We start from the raw sequence: 23,564 nt of genomic DNA on the forward strand, positions 1-23,564 counted from the left end.
CCTATACATCACGCGTATACACCAGCAATACACCCCCGAGTAAGGTGGTCCGCATGTCAATCGGTCATACGCTGCTGGGCCTCCTGGAGTCCGGCCCCCGCCATGGCTACGACCTCAAGCGGGCCTTCGACGAACACTTCGGACAGGACCGCCCGCTGCATTACGGGCAGGTCTACTCCACGATGTCCCGGCTGTTGAAGAACGGCCTGGTCGAGGTCGACGGCGTGGAGGCCGGGGCGGGCCCGGAGCGTAAGCGGTACGCCATCACCGACGCCGGGATCACCGACGTCGCCCAGTGGCTGGCCCGGCCGGAGAAGCCCGAGCCGTACCTCCAGTCCACGCTCTACACCAAGGTCGTGCTGGCCCTGCTGACCGACCGGGACGCCGCCGAACTCCTCGACACCCAGCGCGCCGAGCACCTGCGGCTGATGCGCGGCCTGACCGAGCGCAAGCGCACCGGCGACCTCGCCGACCAGTTGATCTGCGACCACGCCCTGTTCCACCTGGAAGCCGACCTGCGCTGGCTGGAGCTGACCGCGGCCCGCCTGGACAAACTCGCGGAGGCGGTCGGCGGATGACCCCCGAGGGATCCCTGCTCGCCGCGGAGGCCCTGTGCAAGGCGTACGGGCCGACGCCCGCCCTGGACGGCGCGGACTTCTCCATCCACCCCGGCGAGGTGGTCGCCGTGCTGGGCCCGTCCGGGTCCGGCAAGTCCACGCTGCTGCACTGCCTCGCCGGCATCGTCCGCCCCGACTCCGGCACGGTCCGCTACGGCCCGCACGCCCTCACCGACCTCAGCGACGCCCAGCGCAGCGCGCTGCGCCGCACCGACTTCGGCTTCGTCTTCCAATTCGGCCAACTGGTACCGGAGTTGACCTGCCTGGAGAACGTCGCCCTGCCGCTGCGCCTGAACGGCACCAAGCGCAAGGAAGCCGAACGCCGCGCCCACGACTGGCTGGCGCAGCTGGAGGTCGAGGGCGTGGGCAAGCAGCGCCCCGGTGAGATCTCCGGCGGCCAGGGCCAGCGGGTCGCGGTCGCCCGCGCGCTGGCCACCACGCCCCGGGTGATCTTCGCCGACGAACCCACCGGCGCCCTGGACTCCCTCAACGGCGAACGGGTGCTGACGCTGCTGACCAACGCCGCCCGCGACACCAACGCCGCGGTGGTCCTGGTCACCCACGAGGCCCGGGTCGCCGCCTACTCCGACCGGGAGATCGTCGTGCGCGACGGCCGGGTGAAGGACATGGCGGGCCGGATATGACCCTGCTCCGCTCGCAGCCCGAGGGCGAGCGGGACACCGCCGCACCCGCACTGCCCTCCGTACCCCGACGGACGGGCCCGCTCACCTGGGCCCGCGACCTCGCCATGGGCATGCGGTTCGCCGCCAGCGGTGGACGGGAGGGCTGGATCCGCACCGCACTGACGGCCGCCGGGGTCGCCCTCGGCGTGGCGATCCTGCTGCTGTGCGCCTCCGCACCGACCCTGATGAACGCCTGGCACGGCCGGGAGAAGGCCCGCGAGAACCTCGGCCAGGCGCACCCGCCGCCGCGCAGCGACCGCACCCTCCTCTACTCCACGGTGGACACCACCTTCCACGGCACCGGCATCCGCGGCCGGCTGGTCGACCCGGACGGCACGCACCCGCCGGTGCCGCCCGGCGTCGCGCACCTCCCCGGCCCGGGCGAGATGGTGGTCTCGCCGGCCCTGAAGGACCTGCTGGCCGCCCCCGACAGCGCGCTGCTGCGCGAGCGGCTGAGCGCCTACCGGATCGTCGGCGTGATCGGCGACCGCGGCCTGGCGGGCCCCCGGGAGCTCACCTACCTCGCGCACGACGACGCCCTCGACGAGCGCAACAGCTACCGCATCGACCACTTCGGCAAGAACTGGGAGGCGCAGCCGCTGTCCACGCCCGGCCTGGTCCTGGTGATCATGACGTGCGTGGCGCTGATGACGCCGGTGATGGTCTTCATCGGCACCTCCGTGCGCTTCGGCAACGAACGCCGGGAACGGCGCCTGGCCGCCCTCCGACTGGTCGGCGCGGACGTCCGCACCACCCGGCGGATCGCCTCCGGCGAGGCGCTGTTCGGATCGCTCCTCGGGCTGGTGGGCGGCGCCGCGCTGTTCCTGCTCGGCCGCCAGCTGGCCCCGCTCGTCACGCTCTGGGACATCAACGTCTTCGCCGCGGACGTGGCCCCCGCCCCGCTCGCCGCGCTTCTGATCACGGTGCTCGTCCCGACCGCGGCGGTACTGGTCACCCTGGTCGCCCAACGCGGCATCACCGTCGAACCGCTCGGCATCGTCCGCAACCGCCCGCCGGTCCGCCGCCGGCTGTGGTGGCGCGTCGCGCTGCCGCTCGTCGGCGCGGGCCTGCTGGTGCCGATGGCGGTGCAGCCGGGCCCGATCGACGATCCGCTCGCCACCACCCGGCTCGCGGCCGGTTCGACGCTGCTGCTGTTCGGCGTCACGGCGCTGCTGCCCTGGCTGGTCGAACGGGTCGTCGGCCGGCTGCGCGGCGGCCCGGTGCCCTGGCAGTTGGCGATCCGCCGGCTCCAGTTGAGCAGCGGCTCGGCGACCCGTGCGGTCAGCGGCATCACCGTCGCGTTGGCCGGCGCCATCGCCATCCACATGCTGATGACCGCCTCGCAGGCCGGGTTCGCCGCCGCGTACGCCAAGTCCGGCCGGGTGCCGCTGATCACCATCTGGGGCGACACCACGAGCTGGCAGCAGACCGCACGGACGCTGGACGCACTGCGCGCCACCCCCGGGGTCACCACGGCCCGCGCCCTCCTCGACGCCAACGCCGGCCGGATGCCCGCCCCGGACCGCGACCCCAGCCGCGACTTCCCCAGCATCATCGGCGTCGGCACCTGCGCCGAGCTGCGCAAGGTGGCCCGGCTGCCGTCCTGCCGGGACGGCGACTCCTTCGTCACCGACGCCCGCCGGGCCTCCGGCACGGATCGAGGCGTCACCCCCGGCGCCACCATCGACCTCAACCCGCCGGACGCCTACAACAACCTCCACCCGACCCCACGGCCCTGGACGGTCCCGCCGTCCGCCCGCGCCGCCCGCCTCGCCCCGCTCGAAGACGGCCACCGCCTCTACTACGACCTGCTCCTGACCCCCTCGGTCCTCGACGCGGCCCGGCTCACCAACCCCACCATGGAAGTCCTCGTCCGCTTCGACCGCGACGTCCCCGACGCCGTCGAGCACATCCGCAACACCGCGACCCGGATCGACCCGACGATGCACGGGGGCGCGTCCCTCGACAACCCGCACGACCGGCAGTACGACGGCGTCCGCAAGGCGGTCTTCATCGGCGCGGCGATCACCCTGCTGCTGATCGGCACGGGCCTGATCATCTCCACCATCGAGCAGCTCCACGAACGCCGCCGCCTGCTCTCCACCCTCGACGCGTACGGCATCCGCCGCGCCACCCTCGGCTGGTCCGTGCTGTGGCAGACGGCCCTGCCGGTCGCGCTCGGTCTGGGCCTGGCGCTGGCCTGCGGCCTGTCCCTGGGCTCGCTGCTGCTCTCGGTCATCGACAGCGACGTGACGGTCGACTGGCCGGTGGTCGCCGGCATGATCGGCATCGGCGGCGGCGTGATCCTCTTCGTCACCGCGCTGAGCCTGCCGCCGCTGTGGCGCATGATGCGCCCGGAGGGGCTTCGGACGGAGTAGGCGTCACCGAACGAGCGAACGCTTGTCGTACGCGACGCGTGCGGGCGCCTCTGCCTACGATGATGACCTCGACACCAGCCATCAGGAGGCACCACATGTCTGCAGCAGCAGTCGAACGACCTCATGTGGGCAAGCTGCCGAGTCTGCTCGAGGAGGCCGAGAAGCTCACTCACTTGCTGCCCGGGCACCGCGTCGAGATCCTCGGGGGAAACCTCACCGTGACACCGCCCGCCGACGGCTCGCACGCCGAGTCGCTGACCAACCTCACCTTCGCGTTCGCGCCGGCGCACCAAGGGCAGACACGAGTGGCCCAGGCCATCGGCCTCTGGCTCCCCGACGGCCCCGAGGACTATGCCGTTCCAGATCTCGCCGTGGTGGACGCCGACTACCGCGACCACCTCATCGAGGCCAACTGCTACGACCCCGCGATCTTCCGCTTGGTGGTGGAGGTGACGTCCTCCAACTACGCCACCGACCTCCGGACGAAGGTCGCCGCCTACGCCGTCGCCAAGGTCCCTGTCTACGTCATCGTCGACCGCCGCGCGGAGCGCATCCACGTCCTGACGGATCCGTTCGCCAACGAGTACAACCACCACGAACTCCACGCCGCAGGGCAGCACGTCACGCTGCCCGACTCGATCGGCGCCGAGGTCACCCTCGACGTCGGCGCGATCCTCGAAGCCGCCCGCCCCTAACTCCCCTCACCCCCGCACGATCCGCACCGGCAGCCCCCGCAGCGTCCTGCGAAGCGCCGCCGCGAACTCCTCGAACTCCGGTTGGCGGGCCGAGCCCGCGCGCATCGCCAGGGCGATCCGCCGGGAGGGCGCCGGATCGGCGAAGTAGCCCGTGGTCAACAGGTCGTTGCGGGCCGTCTCGACGCGCAGTGCGGTGCGCGGCAGGAGCGTGACGCCGAGGCCGCCGGCGACCAGTTGGACCAGCGTGGACAGGCCGGCCGCGCTCGTCGTGACCGGGGTGTTGTCGTCCCGGCCCGCCTCGCGGCAGATGTCCAGGGCCTGGTCCCGCAGGCAGTGGCCCTCGTCCAGGAGCAGCAGGTCGAGTTCCTTCAGCGCCGCGCGGGGGATGTCGCCGCGGCCGCCGAGCCAGTGCTCCTTCGGGGCGACCAGCACGAAGTCCTCGTCGAACAGCGGGATTTCGGTGACCTGTGGGGCGCCGAGCGGCACCGCGAGCAGCAGCAGGTCCAGCCGGCCGTGCGCCAGGCCGTCCAGCAGCGAGGCGGTCTGCTCCTCGTGCACCTGGAGGTCGAGGTCCGGGTAGGTGTCGTGGACGAGGCGGAGCACGGCGGGCAGCAGGTACGGGGCGACGGTCGGGATGACGCCGAGGCGCAGTACGCCGGTGAAGGGCGCGCGGGCCGCCTCCGCCTCCTCCATCAGCGCGCCGACCGCGTCCAGGACCGCCCGGGCGCGGGCCGCCACCCGCTCCCCCGCCGGCGAGAGCAGCACCTTGCGCGTCGTACGCTCCAGGAGTTGCACGCCGAGGGCCTCCTCCAGCGCGGAGACGGCGCCGGAGAGCGCGGGCTGGCTCATGCCGATCTCGGCCGCCGCCTCGCGGAAGTGCAGGTGCTCGGCGACCGCGGCGAACGCCCGCAGCTGGGCCAGGCTGGGTTGGCGGGTCCGTCCGCCGGGGCTCGTGGGGGATGCCACTGATAACCACCTCCGATCAACATCCACAAGTCTAGCTATTTCCCTGATCAATACCTCCTGTGGCACTGTGTGAACCGTCCAAGCCTCAAGGAAAGACCAGAAAGACCCCCATAAGGGACTTTCTTGCAACAAGGAGAGCGCGTGCTCACTGTCGGTGACAAGTTCCCCGAGTTCGACCTGACCGCCTGCGTCTCGCTGGAGAAGGGCAAGGAGTTCGAGCAGATCAACCACAAGACCTACGAAGGCAAGTGGAAGATCGTCTTCGCCTGGCCCAAGGACTTCACCTTCGTGTGCCCGACCGAGATCGCCGCGTTCGGCAAGCTGAACGAGGAGTTCGCCGACCGCGACGCCCAGATCCTCGGCTTCTCCGGCGACTCCGAGTTCGTGCACCACGCCTGGCGCAAGGACCACCCGGACCTGACCGACCTGCCCTTCCCGATGCTCGCGGACTCCAAGCACGAGCTCATGCGCGACCTGGGCATCGAGGGCGAGGACGGCTTCGCGCAGCGCGCCGTCTTCATCGTCGACCAGAACAACGAGATCCAGTTCACCATGGTGACCGCCGGCTCCGTCGGCCGTAACCCCAAGGAGGTCCTGCGGGTCCTGGACGCCCTGCAGACCGACGAGCTGTGCCCCTGCAACTGGAGCAAGGGCGAGAACACCCTGGACCCGGTCGCCCTGCTGGCTGGTGAGTGACACCCATGGCTCTCGATGACCTGAAGTCCGCGGTTCCGGACTACGCCAAGGACCTGAAGCTGAACCTCGGTTCGGTGATCGGCAACAGCGACCTTCCGCAGCAGCAGCTGTGGGGCACCGTGCTGGCCTGCGCGATCGCCTCGCGCTCGCCCAAGGTGCTGCGCGAGCTGGAGCCGGAGGCGAAGGCCAACCTCTCCGCCGAGGCGTACACCGCCGCCAAGTCGGCCGCCGCCATCATGGGGATGAACAACGTCTTCTACCGGACGCGCCACCTGCTCTCCGACCCGGAGTACGGCAACCTGCGCGCCGGTCTGCGGATGAACGTCATCGGCAACCCGGGCGTCGACAAGGTCGACTTCGAGCTGTGGTCGCTCGCCGTCTCCGCCATCAACGGCTGCGGCATGTGCCTGGACTCGCACGAGCAGGTCCTGCGCAAGGCCGGTGTCGAGCGCGAGACGATCCAGGAGGCCGTCAAGATCGCGTCCGTCCTGCAGGCCGTCGGCGCCGTCCTCGACGCCGAGGCCGTGCTCGCCGAGTAAGGCAGGGCGCGGCGGGCGTCGTCGACCCCCGCACCACGCACGAACGAACCCCCGCGGACCTCGGGTCCGCGGGGGTTCGTGGCGTTCGCCGGGCGGTCCCTGCGGCGCGTGGGCGCCGCCGGGACCGCCCGGCGTCACTCCTCCGTCGGCGACTCGCGGTGCCGCGGCGGCCGGGTCGGCGCGACCGCGATCGCGGTCGCGCCGCGCGGCGGCACCGTCATCCGCAGCGCCTGCTCCCGGGAGTACGAGCGGAGGTAGCCGACGACGGTGTTGGTGACCGCCACCAGCGGAACCGCCACCACCGCACCGCCGATGCCGGCGATCAGGCTGCCCGCGGCGACCGACAGGATCACCGCCAGCGGGTGCACCCGGACCGCCCGGCCCAGGATGAACGGCTGGAGCACATGGCTCTCGATCTGGTTCACCGCCAGCACCACGGCCAGCACCAGCAGCGCCGTGAAGACGCCCTGGGTGACCAGCGCGACCACGCACGCCAGCGCGCCCGAGACCACCGCGCCGATCAGCGGGATGAAGGCGAACAGGAAGATGAAGACGGCGAGCGGGACGGCCAGCGGCACGTCGAGGAAGTACAGCCCGATGCCGATGAAGATGGCGTCGATCAACGCGACCAGGACCGTCCCGCGGATGTAGGCGGTCAGCGTCCGCCAGGCGCGCGGGCCGGCGCCCGCCACCCCCTCGCGGGCCGCGCCCGGCACGAGCTTGAGCGTCCACTCCCAGATGCGCCGGCCGTCGTAGAGCAGGAACAGCGTGGTGAACATCGCCAGCAGGATGCCGGTGAACACCTCCAGGACGACCGTGACGCCCTCCAACCCGGCCGAGGTGATCGCCTCGGTGTTGGCGCCGATCGCGTCCTGGAGGTTCTTGGCGATGTGGTTGATCTGACTCTCGGTCACATGGAACGGGCTCTTGAGCAGCCAGCCCTTCAGCTCGGTGATGCCCTCCTGGATGCGGCTGGACACCGAGTCGATGTTGTCCTGGACCTGCCACACGACGAACCAGCCGACCAGGCCCATCACCACGAAGCCGCCGATGAAGGTCAGCGCGGTCGCCGGCCCGCGCGGCACTTTGCGCTGCCGCAGCCAGGCCACGGTGGGCTGGAGCAGCGCCGTGATCAGCAGCGCCGCGACGAAGGCCAGCACCACCAGCGAGACGGTGGTGATCGCCTTCGCCAGCACCCACAACGTCCCGGCCAGCACCAGCAGTCGCCAACCGGCCTCGGCCGCGACCCGGACGCCCCAGGGCACCGCGGCCACCGGATCCGGACGGGCGGCGACGGCCGGCGCGTAGGTCGGCGGCGCGGGCACCGATTCGGGCGCCCGGACGGCGGCGGGGGCCGGCGCCGTCTCCTGCGGTGCGGCCTCGGGCTCGGCCGGCGCCTCCGGCCGGCGCCGCGGCGCCCCGTTCGCGACGCCCGCGGTGTCGGCGGCATCGGCGGCATCGGCGGCATCGGCGGCATCGGCGGTGTCGGTCGCCACGGCGTCCACCGCGTCCACCGCGTCCGCGGCGGTCATGGCATCCGGCCCCCAGGCGACCGTCGCGGTGCGGCCGGCCGGCACGCCCTCCGCGGGTGCCCCGTTCGCCGGAACCCGCACGCCGTACCCGCCGGGGCCGGCGGCGCGCCCGGCGCGCCCCGGCGCCCGCCCGTCGTCGGACGCGTCGGCGGGTGCCGCCGGGCTCCGGTCAGAGGTGGCCTCCAGCTCCGACTCCGCACGGCGGCGCTGCTCCTCCAGCCGCTGCGAGAGCCGGGTCAGACCGGCGCCTAGGCCACCGACCCACTGAGGCAATCTGGACATGTCGCTTCCTCTTCCCCGCCCTTGCGGCCATCTGACGCCCCGACGTTACCCGTGCCGGACGTGCGAAACCCCCGAACGCGTCGCGTTCGGGGGTTTCGGAGCACGGTGACACGGCTGGTTCGGGCCGTGCAGCGGCCTAGTACCAGCTGTTCGCCTGCCAGAACGACCAGGCACCGCAGGGGCTGCCGTACCGGCTGTTCATGTAGTTCAGGCCCCACTTGATCTGGGTGGCCGGGTTGGTCTGCCAGTCGGACCCCGCGGAGGACATCTTGGAGCCGGGCAGAGCCTGGACCAGGCCGTAGGCGCCGGAAGAGGCGTTGGTGGCGCGGTAGTTCCAGCCGGACTCGTGGTCCACGATGTTGCTGAAGCACTGGAACTGGTCGGACGCGATCATCTGGCGCGCCATCGACTGCGTCTCGGCGATGCTGTACGAGGCCTTGGAAACGAAGTCGCTGGCGTCCCGGACGGCCGAGCGGGAGACGGCCAGCGCCTTCTCGCGGTCCTTGGCCTCCTTGTCGGCCTTCGCCTTGTCGGCCGCGTCCTTCTTGCTCTGCGCGGTCTCAGCGGCTGCCTTGCGAGCCGACTCCTGTGCGGACTTCAGCGCCGCCGTGTCCGCCTGGGTGGACGCGGTGTCTGCCTGCTGCGTCAGCGACGCAGTCTGCACCTGGGCCTGCTGGCCCGCGGGGATGTCGGCAATGGTCGCGTCGGCCGCCGTGGCCTCGGTGTTGCCCACCGATGCCTGGCTGCCCGATGCGACGCCGACGACGGCGCCGACGGTGGTGACCGCGGTGGCGGAGGCCACTGCGAATCCCCGGACCGAGATCCGGCTCACACGTTTTCCTTCCAGCATCGCCCGCTTAGGTGACCTCGCGGACGCAATCGTGCCCCTGGCGCTGGCCTCCCCTTGTTCCGGCACCTGTTGAGCGGTGGGCACCGGCTGGTCACGGGAGGCACGGGCCCGGTGCGACCCCCTCGGGGGTCCGCGTGGTGCTCGGGCGGCATACGGCAACTCGCTATGAAGTTCGGGTCGTCCATACACCCTGGAGGGTGCGTCTGGGCCGTATGCGGGGCCTGACAGGACCCAGACTTTGCCCGAACGGGCTACCGGGAAGCAATTCCCTACCGGGTGTGAAAGCTCACACCTCGTTTACCCCCCGGAATTTCCGGATATTCGAGCGCACGCGAACGCCGCCCGGCTAAGCTCCTTCGCTCTTCCGGGCGGCGTACCGTTCCACAACCGGTCAGATCCTGTCGTCCTCCAGCATTTCGGTCACCAGTGCGGCGATCGGCGACCGCTCCGAACGGTTCAGGGTCACGTGCGCGAAGAGCGGATGCCCCTTCAGCTTCTCCACGACGGCGACGACTCCGTCGTACCGCCCGACGCGGAGGTTGTCGCGCTGGGCGACGTCGTGCGTCAGCACGACCCGGGAGTTGGCGCCGATCCGGGACAGCACGGTCAACAGGACGTTCCGCTCCAGCGACTGGGCCTCGTCCACGATCACGAACGCGTCGTGCAGCGACCGGCCCCGGATGTGGGTCAGCGGCAGCACCTCCAGCATCCCGCGGGCGACCACCTCTTCGATGACGTCCTTGGTGGTCACCGCGGACAGCGTGTCGAAGACGGCCTGGGCCCAGGGGCTCATCTTCTCCGCCTCGGTGCCCGGCAGGTACCCCAGTTCCTGCCCGCCGACCGCGTACAGCGGCCGGAACACCATCACCTTGCTGTGCTGACGGCGTTCCAGCACCGCCTCCAGTCCGGCGCACAGGGCCAGCGCCGACTTGCCGGTGCCGGCCCGACCACCCATCGACACGATGCCGACCTCCGGGTCGAGCAGGAGGTCCAGCGCGATCCGCTGCTCGGCACTGCGGCCGTGGATCCCGAACGCCTCCCGGTCGCCGCGCACCAGCCGGACCGCCCCCTCCGGGGTGACCCGGCCGAGGGCCTTGCCGCGCTCGGACTGCAGGACGAGCCCGGTGTGCACCGGGAACTCCTCCGCGCCCGGGACGTGGGCGGTCTCCACGGCGAACAGATCGTCCACCTGCTCGGCGGAGAGGGCGAGTTCGGCCATGCCGGTCCAACCGGAGTCGGTGATCGCCAGCTCGGCGCGGTACTCCTCGGCCAGCAGCCCCACCGCGGACGCCTTGATGCGCATCGGCAGGTCCTTGGAGACGACGGTGACGTCGAACCCCTCGGCCTGGAGGTTGCGGGCGACCGCGAGGATCCGCGAGTCGTTGTCGCCCGGTCGACTGTGTCCGTTGAGGAAGGCGGCGGGCAGCAGTCCGGGGTCGGAGTGGTTGAGCTCGACCCGGAGGGTCCCACCCAGCTCCCCGATGGGGATGGGGGCGTCCAACCGCCCGTACTGCACCCGGTACTCGTCCAGCCGGCGCAGCGCCTGCCGCGCGAAGTACCCGAGTTCGGGATGGTGCCGCTTGGCCTCCAACTCCGTGACCACGACGACCGGCAGCACCACTTCGTGTTCGTCGAAGCGGGACATGGCGGCCGGATCCGCCAGCAGGACGCTGGTGTCGAGGACATAGGTGCGCCGGTCGCTCTCACGGCGCTTCTTGCTGTTCACCACGGGTGGACGAACCCCCTCGGATGAGGTTGGGGTGCGACGACGTCGCCGGGGACAGGACCGGGTTCTGGCCACGCTGCGCGGGCCGAACGCCGGCCCTCCGCGTCGTCCGTGCTCAAGGCACGAGCGTCCGTGATGCGCAAAGGGCCTCCCGGGCGGACGGCCCCATGCCGTCCACTGAGATCCGGTGCCCACTGGCTTGTTTGTTCCGGGCACCGACCTGCCAGGGATATTCCCTTCAACCCCCGCGCCCATGCCACGGCATATGACACACGCTCGATGAACCTTTGGTTACAGGTGCCCGCTGACCGGCGGAAAGGCGGGCGAAGCAGCCACGGGGCGCAGGTGGGGCGCCCGGAAGCGCCCCGGGCCCAGGGGCGCCGGAAGGGGCGTCAGGAGAAGCGCCGTCAGCCCGCGGAGCATGCGCCCCGGAGGCGCGAACCCCGGTGGCGCCCGCGGTCCACACGGCGCGCCGTGACCGGAACGCACCCGTCAAAGTTGGCCGGATCACACGCTACGGCGTGGCTGAAAGTCATCTGTCGGAGTGTCGGGGCGGCCCCCGGCCCGGGTTCCGCCCCTTGGAGGCGGGGCCTAGAACACACCGACACGCCGACCCGCCGACCCGCCCTAGAAGCCGAAGCGCCGGTGCCGGGCCGCGTAGTCGCGCAGGGCCCGCAGGAAGTCGACCTTCCGGAACGCCGGCCAGAAGACCTCGCAGAAGTAGTACTCCGAATGGGCGCTCTGCCAGAGCATGAAGCCCGACAGCCGCTGCTCGCCGCTGGTGCGGATCACCAGGTCCGGGTCGGGCTGGCCGCGGGTGTAGAGGTGCTCCGAGATCAGGTCGATGTCGACGATCTCGGCCAGCTCCTCGAAGCTCGTGCCGCGCTCGGCGTGCTCCAGCAGCAGCGAGCGGACCGCGTCCGCGATCTCCTGGCGGCCGCCGTAGCCGACCGCGACGTTCACCAGGACGCCCTTGTTGTCGAGGGTGTCCTGCTCGGCCTGCTTGAGGACCCGCTGGGTCTCGTCGGGCAGCAGGTCGCGGTTGCCGACGTGGTGCACCCGCCAACGGCCGTCCGCGGCCAGGTTGCGCACGGTGTTCTCGATGATCCCCAGCAGCGGGGTCAGCTCGTCCGCCGGCCGGTCGAGGTTGTCCGTGGACAGCAGCCAGAGCGTGACGACCTCCACATCGGTCTCCGCGCACCAGCCCAGCAGCTCGTCGATCTTGGCGGCACCGGCCAGGTGGCCCTGCTCGGCCGACAGCCCGTCGGCCCGGGCCCAGCGCCGGTTGCCGTCGAGGATGACGCCGATGTGCTTGGGCACCTGGGTGTGGTCCAGCCGGCCCTCCACCCGACGGGCGTACAGCCGGTAGACGAGATCGCGCAGTGCCGGCGGATACGGGATGCGCATCCCGGAAGATCGCAGCATGTGTGGTCCAGCCCCTCCGTGCCGATGGCCATCGCCCCGTCGCCTAAGGGGGCAACTTTACTTCTCGGCTGTCTCGACAGCCCAATCAGGTACGTCACAAGTCCGTGATAGGGAGAGGAGCATGACCACTGGCACCGACTACCGCGCCGCGGATTCACGCTATGCCTCCATGGAGTACCGGCGTACCGGCCGCAGCGGCCTCAAACTCCCCGCCATCTCCCTCGGACTCTGGCACAACTTCGGGGACGATCGCACCCTCGGCTCGCAGCGGGCCATTCTGCGCCGCGCCTTCGACCTGGGCATCACCCACTTCGACCTGGCCAACAACTACGGGCCGCCGCCCGGGTCCGCCGAGCTGAACTTCGGAAAGATCTTCGCGCAGGACTTCCGCGGCTACCGCGACGAGATCATTCTCTCGACAAAAGCCGGATATCTGATGCACCCCGGCCCTTACGGCGAATGGGGCTCCCGGAAATACCTGCTCTCCTCGCTGGACGCCTCGCTGAAGCGGATGGGCGTGGATTACGTCGATATCTTCTACTCGCACCGCTTCGATCCGGACACCCCGCTGGAGGAGACGATGGGCGCGCTGGCGTCCGCCGTCCAGCAGGGCAAGGCCCTGTACGTCGGGGTCTCCTCCTACAACGCGGAGCAGACCCGGGAGGCGGTCCGCATCCTGCGCGAGATGGGCGTGCGCCCGCTGATCCACCAGCCCTCGTACTCGATGATCAACCGCTGGATCGAGGACGACGGGCTGCTGGACGCGCTGGACGAGGCCGACATGGGCTGCATCTCCTTCGCCCCGCTGGCCCAGGGCATGCTCACCGACAAGTACCTCCACGGCGTCCCCGACGGCTCGCGCGCCGCGCAGGGCAAGTCCCTGGACCCGAACCTCCTCACCGACGAGGTCGTCCGCCGCCTGCGCGGGCTCCACGAGATCGCCGCCCGGCGCGGCCAGTCGCTGGCGCAGCTCGCGTTGAACTGGGTGCTGCGGGATCCGCGGATGACCTCCGCACTGATCGGCGCCAGCAGCGTCGCCCAGTTGGAGGCCAATGTCGCGGCGCTGGGTGCCCCCGCGCTCTCCGATGCGGAGCTGGCCCAGATCGACGAGTTCGCCCGGACCACGGAGGGCGTGAACATCTGGGCCCGGCGCTGAGCTGAGGGCCCGCGGGCCGCAGCCGACCCGTACGACGTTCCTGCTGGTCAGCGGCTTTTTCGGCGGCTGCCGGGCAGGAGCGGGGCGGGGGGAAACGAAAAGCGGGCCGGTCCGTGGGGGGGGATACGGACCGGCCCGAGGGGGGGCTTCCACCATAACCCCGTGCGGGGAGTGCTCGGTGCACCGCGGGGTGACCGGCGTGGCTCGGGGCGGTGGCGGGCGGGGTCAGGGGGGTGCGGTGGCGCCCAGCAGCAGGCCGCAGAGGGCCCCGACGATCATGAACGGGCCCAGCGGCATGGTCGCCTTGCGGCCCGCGCGGCGGGTCACCAGCAGGTACGTGGCGTAGAGCGCGGCGAGGAGCACGCCGGCCGCGCCCCCGGTGACCAGGGTGGGCCAGCCGTACCACCCAAGGGCGACCCCGAGGCCGAGCGCCAGCTTGACGTCCCCGAGACCGAGGCCCGAGGGGTTGAGGAGGGACAGGAGCAGGTAGCAGCCGGCGAGGGCCGGGCCGGCGAGGAGGGCGCGCAGGGCGTCGGCCGGCGCGCCGGTGAGCCAGCCGACGGCACCGAGGGCCGCGGCCGTGCCGGCGGCCAGGGGCAGGGTCAGGGCGTCGGGGAGGCGCTGCACCCGCCGGTCGACGAGGGTCAGGAGCACCGCCACGGGCGCCCCGAGCAGCCAGACGGCGAGCTCCGGACGGGCTCCGGTGGCGGCGGCCAGCGCCGCGCAGGCCAGTGCGGTGGCCGTTGCGGCCGGCCCGGCGGCCGGTCCGTAGGACGTCCCGCAGGTCGGGCAGCGGGCGCGGCCCAGCCAGCCGCGGCCCGGTCCGGTGAGCGGGTGGCCGTCGGGGCAGTGCCCGCGCCACTCCTCCTCGGGCGGCACGGCGAACCGGTGCGCGGGCCGCGGCAGGAACAGGCCGGCGACGGCCCCGTAGGCGGCGGCGAGGGCGATCAGCGTGACGGACACCTCTCGACCCTAGAGCGCGGTGGTTGATACAACGGCGGGCATGGGGAGTTGGGCGGATGGGCGGGGTGTGCTCCAGGGCGCGGACGTCGAGGTTCCGGTGGAGGTCGCGGCGTCCTACCGGGCGCGGACCCGGGGGCTGTTGGGCCGGGACGGGATCGTGGGGGCGTTGTTGCTGACCCCGGCGAGCGGGGTGCACACGTTCGGGATGCGGTTCGCGATCGATGTCGCCTATCTGAGCCGGGACTTGACCGTGCTGGACGTCCGCACCATGCGGCCGGGGCGGCTGGGGCGGCCGCGGCTGCGGGCCCGGCACGTGCTGGAGGCGGAGGCCGGGGAGCTGGCCCGGTGGGGCGTGCGCCGCGGGGTGCGGGTGCGGGTGCGGTAGCGGAGCCGCCGGGTTCCGGGGCGTGGCGGGGTTCAGCCGTCCGTGGGGGCGGTGGCGGCGACCGGGGTGCGGGTGGGGACGGTCGGCGGGGCGGGGTGGTCGCGGCGTTGGAGGGCGGCGGCCCAGAGCGTGGCGGCGAGGCCCAGGAGGCCGGTGGCGGCGCCGACCCACGCGACGGCGGGGAAGCCGAGGCCGGCGTCGAGGGCGAGTCCGCCGAGCGCGGGGGTGAGGGTGATGCCGACGTTGAAGGCCGACGTGTTGACCGCGGGCACCAGGGTGGGGGCTTCGGGCGCGAGGCGGAAGACCCGGGACTGCAGGACCGGGTTGGTGACGTAGGAGGCGCAACCGAGGACGAGGACCAGGGCGAGGGTGGCGGGCAGTTGGGTGGCGGTTCGAGCCAGGGCTGCGGAGGCGAGGGTGAGCACGGCGATGCCGAGGGCGAGGGTGCGCAGCGGCGCGGTGTCGGCGAAGCGGCCGCCGACGGTGACGCCGATCAGGCCGCCGACGCCGTAGAGCGAGAGCACCGCGGGGACCCAGCCGGCGGGGAGTCCGGTCACCTCGGTCAGGAGGGGCGCGAGGTAGCTGAAGGTGACGACGCCGGCGCCGAAGGTCAGTGCGGTGATGAGGTAGGAGAGCCAGAGCCGGGGGCGCGTCATGGCCGCCAACTCGCCTCGTATGGACGGACGTCGGGTGGGTGTGGGCGCCTGCCGGGGAGCCGGGAGGGCGATGAGGAGGGAGAGGGCGCTGAGCACGGTGAGGCCGGCCACGGCCCAGAACGCCGTGCGCCAGCCGGCGTGTTGGCTCAGCACCGTTCCGGCGGGCACACCCACGACGGTGGCGAGGGTGAGGCCCGTGCCGACGACGGCGAGCGCCTTGCCCTTGGCCTGCGGCGGCACCAGGGCCACCGCGGTCGCGGCGGCCACCGACCAGAAGCCGGCGTAGGCGACGGCGCTGAGGATGCGGGTGGCGAAGAGGACTCCGTATCCGGGGGCCAGGGCGCCGACGACGTGGCCGACGACGAAGGCGAGTTGGAAGGCGACGAGCGCGGTGCGCCGGGGGATCCGGAGGGTGGCGACGGCGAGCACGGGGGCGCCGAGGACCATGCCGACGGCGAAGGCGGAGACCAGGAGGCCGGCGTCGGGGAGGGAGACCCCGAGGTCGGCGGCGACGTTGGGCAGGAGGCCGGAGAGCATGAACTCGGAGGTGCCCTGGGCGAAGATCGCCAGGCCGAGGAGGTGGACGGCTGGGGGCATGGTTCCTTCTCGGGTCGGAGCGGTGGGTGGGTGAACGGGCGGGGCGGCGCGGCGCCGCGGACCGTTTTGGATTGACCAGTTCAAAACTGGGACAGGGGGCGGCCAGGGGTGAATGCCGGTACGGCGCGGGCCGCGGGGTGACCTAGAAGGCCGCCAGGGTCGCGTCGGCGACGCCCTCCAGGGTCGGCCGGTCGACGCCGGCGCGGGCCGAGACGCGGATGCCGCCGACCGCGGCGATGAGGAGGTGGGCGAGGGTGCGGGAGTCCCGGTCGGCGGCGATGTGGCCGTCACGCTGTCCGGACTCGATCACGGCGCGGAGCATCTCCAGGCGCACGCCGTAGTCCCGCTCCAGGGTCGCGGCCACCGAGGCGTCGTGGGACGAGACCTCGATGGCGGTGTTGACGACGAGACAGCCGCGACCGTCGGGGTAGCGGGTGAACTCCTCGTCGATGATCCGCTGGAGGACGGCGCGGAGCTTCTGGCGGGCGGTGCGGGCGTCGTCGTCGAGGAGTTCGGCCAGCTCGCCGTTCTTGTGCTCCATGTAGCGGGCCAGGGCGCGCTCGAAGAGGTCGTGCTTGCTCGTGAAGGCGTTGTAGATGCTGCTGCGCCCCAGGCCGGTGGCGTCGCACAGGTCCTGGGTGGACGTGGCTTCGTAGCCGGCGGCCCAGAACGCCTGCATCGCGGCGTCGACCGCCCGTTCCTCTTCGAACTTCCTGGGTCGGGCCATGAGGGAACGCTAACACCTATTGGATCGATCAGTCCAATACGGGCCGGGTGGCGGTCCGGGACTATCCGCCGCCGCGCGGGAAGCTCACCTCGACCCGGCGGTTCTTCCGGCGGCCGGCCTCGGTGCTGTTGTCGGCGATCGGGTACTGCTCGCCGTAGCCGCGGATCTGGAAGGTGACCGAGGAGCCGAGGTCGACGGCGAGTTCGCGTTGCACGGCGTTGGCCCGCTGCTTGGAGAGGACCAGCCCGTGCGCGGCGGAGCCGAGGTTGTCGGTGAAGCCGAACACCCGCAGGTTGGTGGCGTGCCGCTGGCGGACCTCGTCGGCGATGGCACTGATCCGGGCCAGCGCGTCGGTCGACAGTTCGGCGCTGTCCTTGCTGAAGAGGACCTCGGCCTGGAGCGCGAAGGTGATGTTGTCGTTGGTGTCCTGCCGGCGCTCGGAGCCGTCGTCGGACTCCACGATGGACTTGATGTTGAGGACCTTGGGCGGGGCGAGCTTGGCGCCCTGGACCATCCGCAGGTTGGGGTTGGTGGGGTCGATGTGCACCGGCGCGGTGGTGTCCTCCGTGATGCCCGGCGGGTCGGCGTGGGCGGCGGGGACGGTCAGGGCGACGGTCAACAGGAGCGCGGCGGTGGCCGTGAGGGCCGTGCGGGAGGCGGTCATCGCGGGGCTCAGTCGGTGATCTTGAGGGTGGCCGGCGGCAGCGTCGGCAGTTGGAAGTCGACCTCGGTCACCTTCGCGGGTGGCGCCGGGAACTGCGCGAAGATGGGCCGGCTCTGCCCCGGCAGCAGTCCACTCAGGCCCGTCGTGCACAGACACTCGCCGTTGGTGTCGCGGAGCACCAGGTAGCGCTTCTTGCCCAGTTTGTCGACCAGGGTGGCGCCGGAGATCGACGAACGCGACTTCAGCTCGGTCTCGTTGGAGCGCCAGTCGATGGCGTTGAAGGCGCGGGTGCCGTGGTTGGTGACGGTGCCCTCGACGGTGACGAAGCCACCGGAGTCGCGGACCGCGGAGTTCAGGGTGACCACGACGCCGTCCGGGCCCTTCATCTCGCCGATCACCTTGTCGGCGTCGGCCGCGGGGGAACCGGCACCGCCGCCGTCGGGGGTGGCGCTGTGGGCGGCCGGCTTCCGGCCGTCCTTGCCGGGCGCGTCGCCGCCGTCGCCGCCCCCACCGCAGCCGGCCACGAGGAGGGCCAGGCCGACCGCGCTCGCCGTGGCGACCGCTCCCCTGGCGGCCTTCGTGGTGCGCCGAATGCTCATGGATGCGTTCCTTCGCTCAGTGCGGTCGGGAGGTCGGTGGGGGGTCATGGGCGGCGGGATCCCGGGGCAGTGGGTGGTGGGGGCACGGGCGGGGCGGTGGTCACCGGGCCAGGCGTACGGAGAACAGGTCGGCGGCCGTGGGGAGGTCCTGGGGGCGGTCGGGGTCGAGCGTCCAGCCCTTGCCGTCGCAGGTGAGGGTGCGGGGGGCGGGCGCGGGGGCCGGGCCGTCCTTGCCGCCGGGGGACGGGGCGGGCCCGGCGGTGGGGCCGCCGGCGGGCGGTCCGACGGTGCAGCGGGGGGCGACGACCGCCTTCGCCTCGGCCTCGGCGTGGGTGTTCCCGGTGCCCGGGATCACCGAATCGCCCACCGCGTGCCGGGTCTTGACGGTGACGGCGAACGACGTCGGCCAGGAGTCCGGCGTGCAGGACGACACCGCGGCGTCGTTGCGGCCGGCGAACCAACCGGCGTTCTCGCAGGCCGCGCCGGAGGGGACGCCGCGGCCGTTGAGGAGCTCTTCCCAGGCCACCGGGTCGGCCGCGCCGCCGCCGCGGAGCTCGTCGAGGAAGCCCTTGCGCAGGTCGTCGCGGTACTTCTGGCCGGCGGCGAGCGCGGCGGCGTCCGCGGCGGTCTGGGCGCCGTTGCGGGTCGCCGCCGCCTGGCCCACGGCGAAGAAGGCGAGCGCGAGGAAGAGCAGGCCCCCGATCGCGACGACGTAGATCGGCAGGGTCTGCCCGGCGTCGCGCCGGTGGCGGCGCGTGACGGAGGTGGCCGGCACGGGCGGAGCGTCGGGGGCTAGATCCCGACGACGTCGGAGATCTTGTTGGCGATGGCGTTGGCGATCTGACTGCCGAAGTCGGTGGTCGACAGGACCAGGACGATCGCCACGACCACCGCGATGATGCCGAGGTACTCGATCGAGGTCTGTCCCCGGTCGTTCCGTACGATCCGCTTCGCCATCGTCCACCCCTCCATGGGCCGCCGTCCCGCTCTGGTCCGGCCGGTGAGTCCCCGTGGTGCGCTCGTCCGCGCGCATGACACGAGAAAAGTACGCCGGAACGGCGCTCCCGGAACAGAGGTTCCGAACCTGCCCCTCGTTCGAAACCACCAACGAGGGAACGGGCATCACGTTTTGGCCACCGTGCGCCACCTCAGCCACCCCCGCTCCCCCTCCGGAATCCCCCGGAGCGCCGCCCGTCGTCGCGGCCTTGCTGCCCATGCGGCCCGTTCGTCGCACGCACCGCGGTGTGCGCCGGCCGAACGGCGCCACCACTGTGGCACAACTCGTTGCGCCTGCGAAGAGTTTGACGGGAACGCGCAGTGCGCACCGGTCTCATCCGGCCGCGACGGCGATGTGCATCCGCAAGGACGGTGCGCGGGTTCAGGGGCGTGGCGGCTCACTTGTTCATCAGGGAGCCGAAGTCGGTGCCCGAGCCGAGGAAGAAACCGGCGATGAGCAGGATCATCGTGGCCGGGACCATGAACGTGGTGACGACCATGGTGGCCTTGGGGACCGCGCGGGCCGCCCGTCGCCGGGCGTTCTGGGCGTCCGTGCGGCGCATGTCGTTGGCGATCTGGATGAGCGTCTCGACGATCGGCGAACCGAGTTCCTCGCCCTGCTGGAGGGCGGTGACGAACTGCGCGACCTGCTCGGAGTCGTTGCGTTTTCGCAGCTCCTCGAAGGCGGCGCGGCGGCTGACGCCCATGTCCATCTGGCGCAGGGTGATGCGCAGTTCGTCGGCCCAGGGGCCCTCGTACTTCTCGGCGACCCGGTCCAGCGCCTGCCGGAAACTCAGGCCGGCGCTCACCACGACCGCCAGCACGTCGAGAAAGTCCGGAAGCGTGCGCTCGATGGTGTCCTTGCGCTGCCGGATGGCCGCCCAGATGCCCACCTCGGTCCAGAAGAGGCCGAACAGCACCATGAGGACGCCCAGGAGGGGTTGCCCCTTCAGGAACATCACCAGCGCGCCGAAGAACCCCAGCGCGCCGTAGACCGCGCGGCGGGCGGCGTAGCGGTCGACGGTGAGCCCGCCGGGGTTGCCGGCCAGGTCGATCCGGCGGCGGATCCGGGACACCCGCTTCTCGCCCATCAGCCGCAGGACGAGCGGGGCGTAGCGCATGCCGGTGCGGTCCACGGCCGAGCCGACGACGGTGGCCCGGCTCGCGCCGACCTCCAGGGACAGCGCGAGGTCGGGCGGCAGCCGGGCCTCGCGGCGGTAGAGCGCGATCCCGCAGCAGACGCCGGCGACCGACAGGGCCAGGGCGAGGGCCAGCGCGATTCCGATTGCCATCAGTCCTTCTTTCGGCAGCTGACGGACGCCTAGACGTCGATCTTGGAGAGCCGGCGGATGAGGAAGAAGCCGAACCCGTACAGGACGAAGGCCACCACGACCGCGAGTTGGCCGAGGAAGGACGACGTCATCCGGTCGATGGCGCCCGGCGCGATGCGGTTCATCAGCAACAGGGTGCCGATGCCGAGGAGCGGGACGACGTAGGCGGTGACCACGACCTGGGAGAGCTGGGTGCGGACCTCGCGGCGGGTCTCCTTGCGCTCCTCCAGGGTCTTGGTGAGGTTGCGCAGCGAGCCGACGACGGTGCCGCCGGCGCGGTTGGCGAGCACCAACGTGGTGACCAGGACGACCAGTTCGCGCGAGGGCAGCCGCTCGGCCAGCTCCCCGAGGGCGTCGTCGACGGAGTGGCCGACGGCGAGCTTGTCGGAGACCTTGGCCAGCTCCTCGCCGGCGGGGGCCTCCAGTTCCTCGGCGGCCATGGCCAGGGCGGTGCGCAGGGCGAGGCCGGCCTGGGTGGCGTTGGCGAGGATCCGGGAGAGTTCGGGGAGTTGGTTGATGAACTTCTCGATGCGCTTCTGCCGCTGCCAGTTGAGGAAGGCGAACGCCGCCCAGACCCCGATCACCGCGGCGATCGGCCCGAAGAACGGGGCGAGGACGGCCTGCGCGGCCACCCACAGTCCGATCACCGCGGCGACCATGGAGACGAAGAACTCGCCCGGGGTGAGGTCCAGTCCGGTGGCGGCCAGCCGCAGCGCGAGGCGGCGGCCGAAGCGGGTGGTGCGCAGGGTGCGGTCGACGGACGGGAAGCGGCGGCGCCGGCCGACCACGGGCAGTCCGCGGGCGTCGTCGAGCCGGTCGACGATGGCCTGCCGCTGGGCCCGCCCGGCGGCGTAGCTGCGGACCCCCGCGACGGCGAGCGCGCCGCAGAGCACGGTGGCGCCGAGGGCGAGCAGGGCGAGGGTGCTGCCGCCGGTCATGCGGTGGCCTTCCGGGTGGCGAGTTGGTCGTCGGTGGCCGCGACGCCGTAGGCGGGCGGGGTGGGCTCGCCGGCCATGAAGAGGCGTTCGGCGACCCGGCGGGGCAGCGGGTAGTAGCGGAACGCGCCGTGCACCACGCGGTCGGCGCCCATCGGTTCGGCCTCGAAGCGGCAGATGGTCACGAGCCGGTAGTCCTCGTGGCCCCGGGAGTCCAGCAGGGCGACCTCGCTGATCCGGCGGGTGCCGTCGGCGTGCCGGGTGAGTTGGACCAGGCAGTCGACGGCGCTGTTGATCTGGTCGCGCAGCGCCTCGAAGGGGATGGTGACGTCCGACATGGAGGCGAGCGTCTGGAGCCGCATCAGGGCGTCCTCGGTGCTGTTGGCGTGGACGGTGGCGAGCGAACCGTCGTGGCCGGTGGACATCGCCTGGAGCATGTCGAGGGTCTCGCCGCCGCGGACCTCGCCGACGATGATCCGGTCGGGGCGCATCCGCAGTGAGTTGCGGACCAGGTCGCGGATGGTGATCCGGCCCTTGCCCTCGACGTTGGGCGGGCGGGACTCCAGCCGGATGACGTGGGTCTGCTGGAGCTGGAGCTCGGCGGCGTCCTCGACGGTGATGATCCGCTCGCCGTCCGGGATGAGTCCGGACAGGGCGTTGAGCAGGGTGGTCTTGCCGGCTCCGGTGGCGCCGGAGACCACCACGTTGAACTTGGCGCGCACCAGCCCCGCCAGCAGCATCAGCATCTGCTCGTCGAGGGTGCCGATGCCGAGGAGTTCGGCGAGGGTGTAGGCGCGGGGGAAGCGGCGGATGGTGAGGGTGGCGCCGTTGAGGGCCAGCGGCGGGATGATGACGTTGACGCGTTCGCCGGTGGGCAGGCGGGCGTCGACCATGGGATTGGACTCGTCCACGCGGCGGTTGACGGTGGAGACGATCCGCTCGATGGTCTGCATGAGCTGTTCGTGGGAGGCGAAGCGGACGGGCACCAGCTCGACCCGCCCGTGCCGTTCGACGTAGACCTGGTCGGGGCCGTTGACCATGATCTCGGTGACCGAGGCGTCCTCCAGGAGCGGTTCGAGCACGCCGAGGCCGAGCGCCTCGTCGACCACCCGGCGGATCAGCTGGGCGCGTTCCGCGGTGGACAGGACCGGGCCCTCGCGGCTGATGATGTGTCCCAGGACGCGTTCCAGCCGGGAGCGGCGCTCGGCGGCGGTCAGCGAGGACATCTCGGCGAGGTCGATCTCCTCCAGCAGTTTGGCGCGGTAGACGGCGACCAGGTGGCCGTCCTGGTGCTCCTCGCCGGCCGGTTCGGGTGCGACGATCCGGGCTTTCAGGCTCATCGCGGTGGCGCTCCTTCGGGGCGGGGCATGGTGGCGCTGCGGCGGGCGGAGCCGAAGTCCGCGCCGGGGACGATCGAGGGGATCTGCACGGTCGCGGTGGCGCTGACGCTGTCGCCGGAGCCGCCGACGGCGATCGCGGCGTGCTCGGCGAGCCAACCGCTGATCGCGGCGAGGCCGGCGGTCTGCGGGTCGGTCTCCTGGTCGGCGCGGTCCATCGAGGCGGTGCGGGCCGCGGCGCGGGCTGCGGTGCCGGCCTGTTGGACGGCGTAGGCGGCCAGGCCCAGTTGGACGGCGGCGAGCGCGACGACCAGCAGGACCGGGAGGATGCCGAGGAACTCCAGGGAGGCGGAGCCGCGGTCGCGGGCGCGCCGGCTGCTCCGTGCGGGGGTGGGGGGCCGGTGGGTCATCCGTCGCGTGCCTCCTTGGCGGCGCCGGCGGTGCCGGTGACCGTCCACGGGAAGTCGCCGGCGCCGGGGAAGAGCACCGGGACCTTGATCCGGACCGTGGCCTTCCACAGGCCGGCCACGGTGGTGCAGTCGGTGCTGGCGCCGCCCAGCCAGGCGTGCGGGAGTTGGTGGGTGGCGGCGGCCCGGCAGGCGCCGCTGCCGCCGTCCTCCAGGGCGGTGGCGGCCCGCGCGCCCCGGTCGGCGGCGTGCGCGGCCAGGGCGTAGGTGTAGCCGGTCAGCGCGCACTGCCACAGCAGGGCGAGGACGACGAGGATCAGCGGGAGCAGTCCGAGGAACTCGACCGAGACCTGACCGCGGTCGTCGGCGCGGCCGCGGTCGTCCGGCGACCGGCCGGTCCCTCGGGGACGCCGCATCATCCC

The 23,564-nt window shown here is 72.1% G+C and carries 25 protein-coding genes; 8 read left to right on the top strand and 17 right to left on the bottom strand.

All coding sequences use genetic code 11. The features are described 5' to 3' along the window. Positions 1-53 precede the first annotated feature (53 nt). The 4 genes from ACLJT4_RS01760 to ACLJT4_RS01775 all read left to right on the top strand — a co-directional run bounded on the left by ACLJT4_RS01760 (position 54) and on the right by ACLJT4_RS01775 (position 4,373). Positions 54-578 carry a PadR family transcriptional regulator gene (locus ACLJT4_RS01760; RefSeq protein ID WP_016570296.1) on the top strand — a complete coding sequence of 175 codons (525 nt, stop codon included), beginning with the start codon at positions 54-56 and terminating at the stop codon, positions 576-578. Further along, the gene (locus ACLJT4_RS01765; RefSeq protein ID WP_016570297.1) at positions 575-1,261 is read left to right on the top strand and encodes an ABC transporter ATP-binding protein; all 687 of its coding nucleotides are present in this window, start codon (positions 575-577) and stop codon (positions 1,259-1,261) included. Before ACLJT4_RS01760 ends, ACLJT4_RS01765 begins: the two co-directional genes overlap by 4 nt. Further along, positions 1,258-3,678, top strand: a complete 2,421-nt coding sequence (locus tag ACLJT4_RS01770) for an FtsX-like permease family protein (protein ID WP_411120660.1) — start codon at positions 1,258-1,260, stop codon at positions 3,676-3,678. The genes ACLJT4_RS01765 and ACLJT4_RS01770 overlap by 4 nt, the downstream gene beginning before the upstream one ends. Positions 3,679-3,773: 95 nt before the next feature. After that, entirely contained in the window at positions 3,774-4,373 is a 600-nt protein-coding gene (locus tag ACLJT4_RS01775; protein ID WP_411120661.1) for a Uma2 family endonuclease, read from the top strand. 6 nt (positions 4,374-4,379) lie between these two features. Here the strand turns inward: ACLJT4_RS01775 and ACLJT4_RS01780 are convergent, their stop codons facing one another. Continuing rightward, positions 4,380-5,339, bottom strand: a complete 960-nt coding sequence (locus tag ACLJT4_RS01780) for a LysR substrate-binding domain-containing protein (protein ID WP_411120662.1) — start codon at positions 5,337-5,339, stop codon at positions 4,380-4,382. A gap of 141 nt (positions 5,340-5,480) precedes the next feature. Here ACLJT4_RS01780 and ACLJT4_RS01785 point away from each other — a divergent pair, with 141 nt between their 5' ends. Both ACLJT4_RS01785 and ACLJT4_RS01790 read left to right on the top strand, forming a co-directional pair. Beyond that, positions 5,481-6,035, top strand: a complete 555-nt coding sequence (locus tag ACLJT4_RS01785) for a peroxiredoxin (protein WP_351463051.1) — start codon at positions 5,481-5,483, stop codon at positions 6,033-6,035. A 5-nt stretch (positions 6,036-6,040) separates the two neighbouring features. After that, positions 6,041-6,574 carry an alkyl hydroperoxide reductase gene (locus ACLJT4_RS01790; protein ID WP_411120663.1) on the top strand — a complete coding sequence of 178 codons (534 nt, stop codon included), beginning with the start codon at positions 6,041-6,043 and terminating at the stop codon, positions 6,572-6,574. A 134-nt stretch (positions 6,575-6,708) separates the two neighbouring features. On the opposite strand, the gene ACLJT4_RS01795 is transcribed toward ACLJT4_RS01790, so the two are convergent. The 4 genes from ACLJT4_RS01795 to ACLJT4_RS01810 form a co-directional block, all read right to left on the bottom strand. Continuing rightward, positions 6,709-8,388: an AI-2E family transporter gene (locus ACLJT4_RS01795; RefSeq protein WP_411120664.1), complete on the bottom strand. Its 1,680-nt coding sequence runs from the start codon at positions 8,386-8,388 to the stop codon at positions 6,709-6,711. Positions 8,389-8,524: 136 nt separating this feature from the next. Continuing rightward, a complete protein-coding gene (locus ACLJT4_RS01800; RefSeq protein ID WP_411120665.1) occupies positions 8,525-9,220 on the bottom strand; it encodes a transglycosylase SLT domain-containing protein in 696 nt (231 codons plus the stop codon). A 409-nt stretch (positions 9,221-9,629) separates the two neighbouring features. Then, positions 9,630-10,967: a PhoH family protein gene (locus tag ACLJT4_RS01805; RefSeq protein ID WP_016570305.1), complete on the bottom strand. Its 1,338-nt coding sequence runs from the start codon at positions 10,965-10,967 to the stop codon at positions 9,630-9,632. 624 nt (positions 10,968-11,591) lie between these two features. Then, positions 11,592-12,371, bottom strand: coding sequence for an isoprenyl transferase (locus ACLJT4_RS01810; RefSeq protein WP_016570306.1), 780 nt, complete (start codon positions 12,369-12,371; stop codon positions 11,592-11,594). A 139-nt stretch (positions 12,372-12,510) separates the two neighbouring features. Between ACLJT4_RS01810 and mgrA the strand changes: the two genes are divergently transcribed. After that, on the top strand, positions 12,511-13,545 hold the full coding sequence (gene mgrA / locus ACLJT4_RS01815) for an L-glyceraldehyde 3-phosphate reductase (RefSeq protein WP_411120666.1): 1,035 nt from the start codon (positions 12,511-12,513) through the stop codon (positions 13,543-13,545). Between the two features lie 225 nt (positions 13,546-13,770). Here mgrA and ACLJT4_RS01820 read toward each other — a convergent pair whose 3' ends face one another. Beyond that, positions 13,771-14,508 carry a prepilin peptidase gene (locus ACLJT4_RS01820; protein WP_411120667.1) on the bottom strand — a complete coding sequence of 246 codons (738 nt, stop codon included), beginning with the start codon at positions 14,506-14,508 and terminating at the stop codon, positions 13,771-13,773. A gap of 40 nt (positions 14,509-14,548) precedes the next feature. On the opposite strand from ACLJT4_RS01820, the gene ACLJT4_RS01825 reads away from it, so the two are divergent. After that, complete coding sequence (locus ACLJT4_RS01825) at positions 14,549-14,893, top strand: DUF192 domain-containing protein (RefSeq protein ID WP_037633098.1); 345 nt, start codon at positions 14,549-14,551, stop codon at positions 14,891-14,893. A 32-nt stretch (positions 14,894-14,925) separates the two neighbouring features. On the opposite strand, the gene ACLJT4_RS01830 is transcribed toward ACLJT4_RS01825, so the two are convergent. From ACLJT4_RS01830 to ACLJT4_RS01880, 11 genes are all read right to left on the bottom strand, one after another. After that, positions 14,926-16,146 (bottom strand): Cmx/CmrA family chloramphenicol efflux MFS transporter, encoded by a 1,221-nt coding sequence (locus ACLJT4_RS01830; RefSeq protein WP_411120668.1) that lies wholly within the window; start codon positions 16,144-16,146, stop codon positions 14,926-14,928. Positions 16,147-16,288: 142 nt separating this feature from the next. Next, the gene (locus tag ACLJT4_RS01835) at positions 16,289-16,873 is read right to left on the bottom strand and encodes a TetR/AcrR family transcriptional regulator (protein WP_411120669.1); all 585 of its coding nucleotides are present in this window, start codon (positions 16,871-16,873) and stop codon (positions 16,289-16,291) included. A 61-nt stretch (positions 16,874-16,934) separates the two neighbouring features. Beyond that, positions 16,935-17,537 carry an OmpA family protein gene (locus ACLJT4_RS01840; RefSeq protein ID WP_411120670.1) on the bottom strand — a complete coding sequence of 201 codons (603 nt, stop codon included), beginning with the start codon at positions 17,535-17,537 and terminating at the stop codon, positions 16,935-16,937. An 8-nt stretch (positions 17,538-17,545) separates the two neighbouring features. Then, entirely contained in the window at positions 17,546-18,136 is a 591-nt protein-coding gene (locus ACLJT4_RS01845; protein ID WP_038521498.1) for a hypothetical protein, read from the bottom strand. A gap of 100 nt (positions 18,137-18,236) precedes the next feature. Beyond that, a complete protein-coding gene (locus tag ACLJT4_RS01850; RefSeq protein WP_411120671.1) occupies positions 18,237-18,911 on the bottom strand; it encodes a pilus assembly protein TadG-related protein in 675 nt (224 codons plus the stop codon). A gap of 17 nt (positions 18,912-18,928) precedes the next feature. Next, positions 18,929-19,093 (bottom strand): hypothetical protein, encoded by a 165-nt coding sequence (locus ACLJT4_RS01855; protein WP_016573405.1) that lies wholly within the window; start codon positions 19,091-19,093, stop codon positions 18,929-18,931. A 437-nt stretch (positions 19,094-19,530) separates the two neighbouring features. Then, positions 19,531-20,424 carry a DUF5936 domain-containing protein gene (locus ACLJT4_RS01860; protein WP_411120672.1) on the bottom strand — a complete coding sequence of 298 codons (894 nt, stop codon included), beginning with the start codon at positions 20,422-20,424 and terminating at the stop codon, positions 19,531-19,533. Between the two features lie 29 nt (positions 20,425-20,453). Beyond that, the gene (locus ACLJT4_RS01865) at positions 20,454-21,401 is read right to left on the bottom strand and encodes a type II secretion system F family protein (protein ID WP_016573407.1); all 948 of its coding nucleotides are present in this window, start codon (positions 21,399-21,401) and stop codon (positions 20,454-20,456) included. Further along, positions 21,398-22,738, bottom strand: coding sequence for a CpaF family protein (locus tag ACLJT4_RS01870; protein ID WP_411120673.1), 1,341 nt, complete (start codon positions 22,736-22,738; stop codon positions 21,398-21,400). The genes ACLJT4_RS01865 and ACLJT4_RS01870 overlap by 4 nt, the downstream gene beginning before the upstream one ends. Continuing rightward, on the bottom strand, positions 22,735-23,145 hold the full coding sequence (locus tag ACLJT4_RS01875) for a TadE/TadG family type IV pilus assembly protein (protein WP_411120674.1): 411 nt from the start codon (positions 23,143-23,145) through the stop codon (positions 22,735-22,737). The genes ACLJT4_RS01870 and ACLJT4_RS01875 overlap by 4 nt, the downstream gene beginning before the upstream one ends. Beyond that, positions 23,142-23,558, bottom strand: coding sequence for a TadE family protein (locus tag ACLJT4_RS01880; protein ID WP_411121060.1), 417 nt, complete (start codon positions 23,556-23,558; stop codon positions 23,142-23,144). Before ACLJT4_RS01880 ends, ACLJT4_RS01875 begins: the two co-directional genes overlap by 4 nt. Positions 23,559-23,564 lie beyond the last annotated feature (6 nt).

The organism is Streptomyces sp. x-19 (assembly GCF_046549115.1).
Taxonomy (GTDB): Bacteria; Actinomycetota; Actinomycetes; order Streptomycetales; family Streptomycetaceae; genus Streptomyces; species Streptomyces albulus_C.

Bases quoted from the DNA above. Each gene is read 5' to 3' on its own strand.
- ACLJT4_RS01760 (WP_016570296.1), top strand. From the start codon at position 54: ATGTCAATCGGTCATACGCTGCTGGGCCTCCTGGAGTCCGGCCCCCGC.
- ACLJT4_RS01765 (WP_016570297.1), top strand. From the start codon at position 575: ATGACCCCCGAGGGATCCCTGCTCGCCGCGGAGGCCCTGTGCAAGGCG.
- ACLJT4_RS01770 (WP_411120660.1), top strand. From the start codon at position 1,258: ATGACCCTGCTCCGCTCGCAGCCCGAGGGCGAGCGGGACACCGCCGCA.
- ACLJT4_RS01775 (WP_411120661.1), top strand. From the start codon at position 3,774: ATGTCTGCAGCAGCAGTCGAACGACCTCATGTGGGCAAGCTGCCGAGT.
- ACLJT4_RS01790 (WP_411120663.1), top strand. From the start codon at position 6,041: ATGGCTCTCGATGACCTGAAGTCCGCGGTTCCGGACTACGCCAAGGAC.
- ACLJT4_RS01795 (WP_411120664.1), bottom strand. From the start codon at position 8,388: ATGTCCAGATTGCCTCAGTGGGTCGGTGGCCTAGGCGCCGGTCTGACC.
- ACLJT4_RS01810 (WP_016570306.1), bottom strand. From the start codon at position 12,371: ATGCGCATCCCGTATCCGCCGGCACTGCGCGATCTCGTCTACCGGCTG.
- mgrA (WP_411120666.1), top strand. From the start codon at position 12,511: ATGACCACTGGCACCGACTACCGCGCCGCGGATTCACGCTATGCCTCC.
- ACLJT4_RS01825 (WP_037633098.1), top strand. From the start codon at position 14,549: ATGGGGAGTTGGGCGGATGGGCGGGGTGTGCTCCAGGGCGCGGACGTC.
- ACLJT4_RS01830 (WP_411120668.1), bottom strand. From the start codon at position 16,146: ATGCCCCCAGCCGTCCACCTCCTCGGCCTGGCGATCTTCGCCCAGGGC.
- ACLJT4_RS01835 (WP_411120669.1), bottom strand. From the start codon at position 16,873: ATGGCCCGACCCAGGAAGTTCGAAGAGGAACGGGCGGTCGACGCCGCG.
- ACLJT4_RS01840 (WP_411120670.1), bottom strand. From the start codon at position 17,537: ATGACCGCCTCCCGCACGGCCCTCACGGCCACCGCCGCGCTCCTGTTG.
- ACLJT4_RS01845 (WP_038521498.1), bottom strand. From the start codon at position 18,136: ATGAGCATTCGGCGCACCACGAAGGCCGCCAGGGGAGCGGTCGCCACG.
- ACLJT4_RS01855 (WP_016573405.1), bottom strand. From the start codon at position 19,093: ATGGCGAAGCGGATCGTACGGAACGACCGGGGACAGACCTCGATCGAG.
- ACLJT4_RS01860 (WP_411120672.1), bottom strand. From the start codon at position 20,424: ATGGCAATCGGAATCGCGCTGGCCCTCGCCCTGGCCCTGTCGGTCGCC.
- ACLJT4_RS01865 (WP_016573407.1), bottom strand. From the start codon at position 21,401: ATGACCGGCGGCAGCACCCTCGCCCTGCTCGCCCTCGGCGCCACCGTG.
- ACLJT4_RS01870 (WP_411120673.1), bottom strand. From the start codon at position 22,738: ATGAGCCTGAAAGCCCGGATCGTCGCACCCGAACCGGCCGGCGAGGAG.
- ACLJT4_RS01875 (WP_411120674.1), bottom strand. From the start codon at position 23,145: ATGACCCACCGGCCCCCCACCCCCGCACGGAGCAGCCGGCGCGCCCGC.
- ACLJT4_RS01880 (WP_411121060.1), bottom strand. From the start codon at position 23,558: ATGCGGCGTCCCCGAGGGACCGGCCGGTCGCCGGACGACCGCGGCCGC.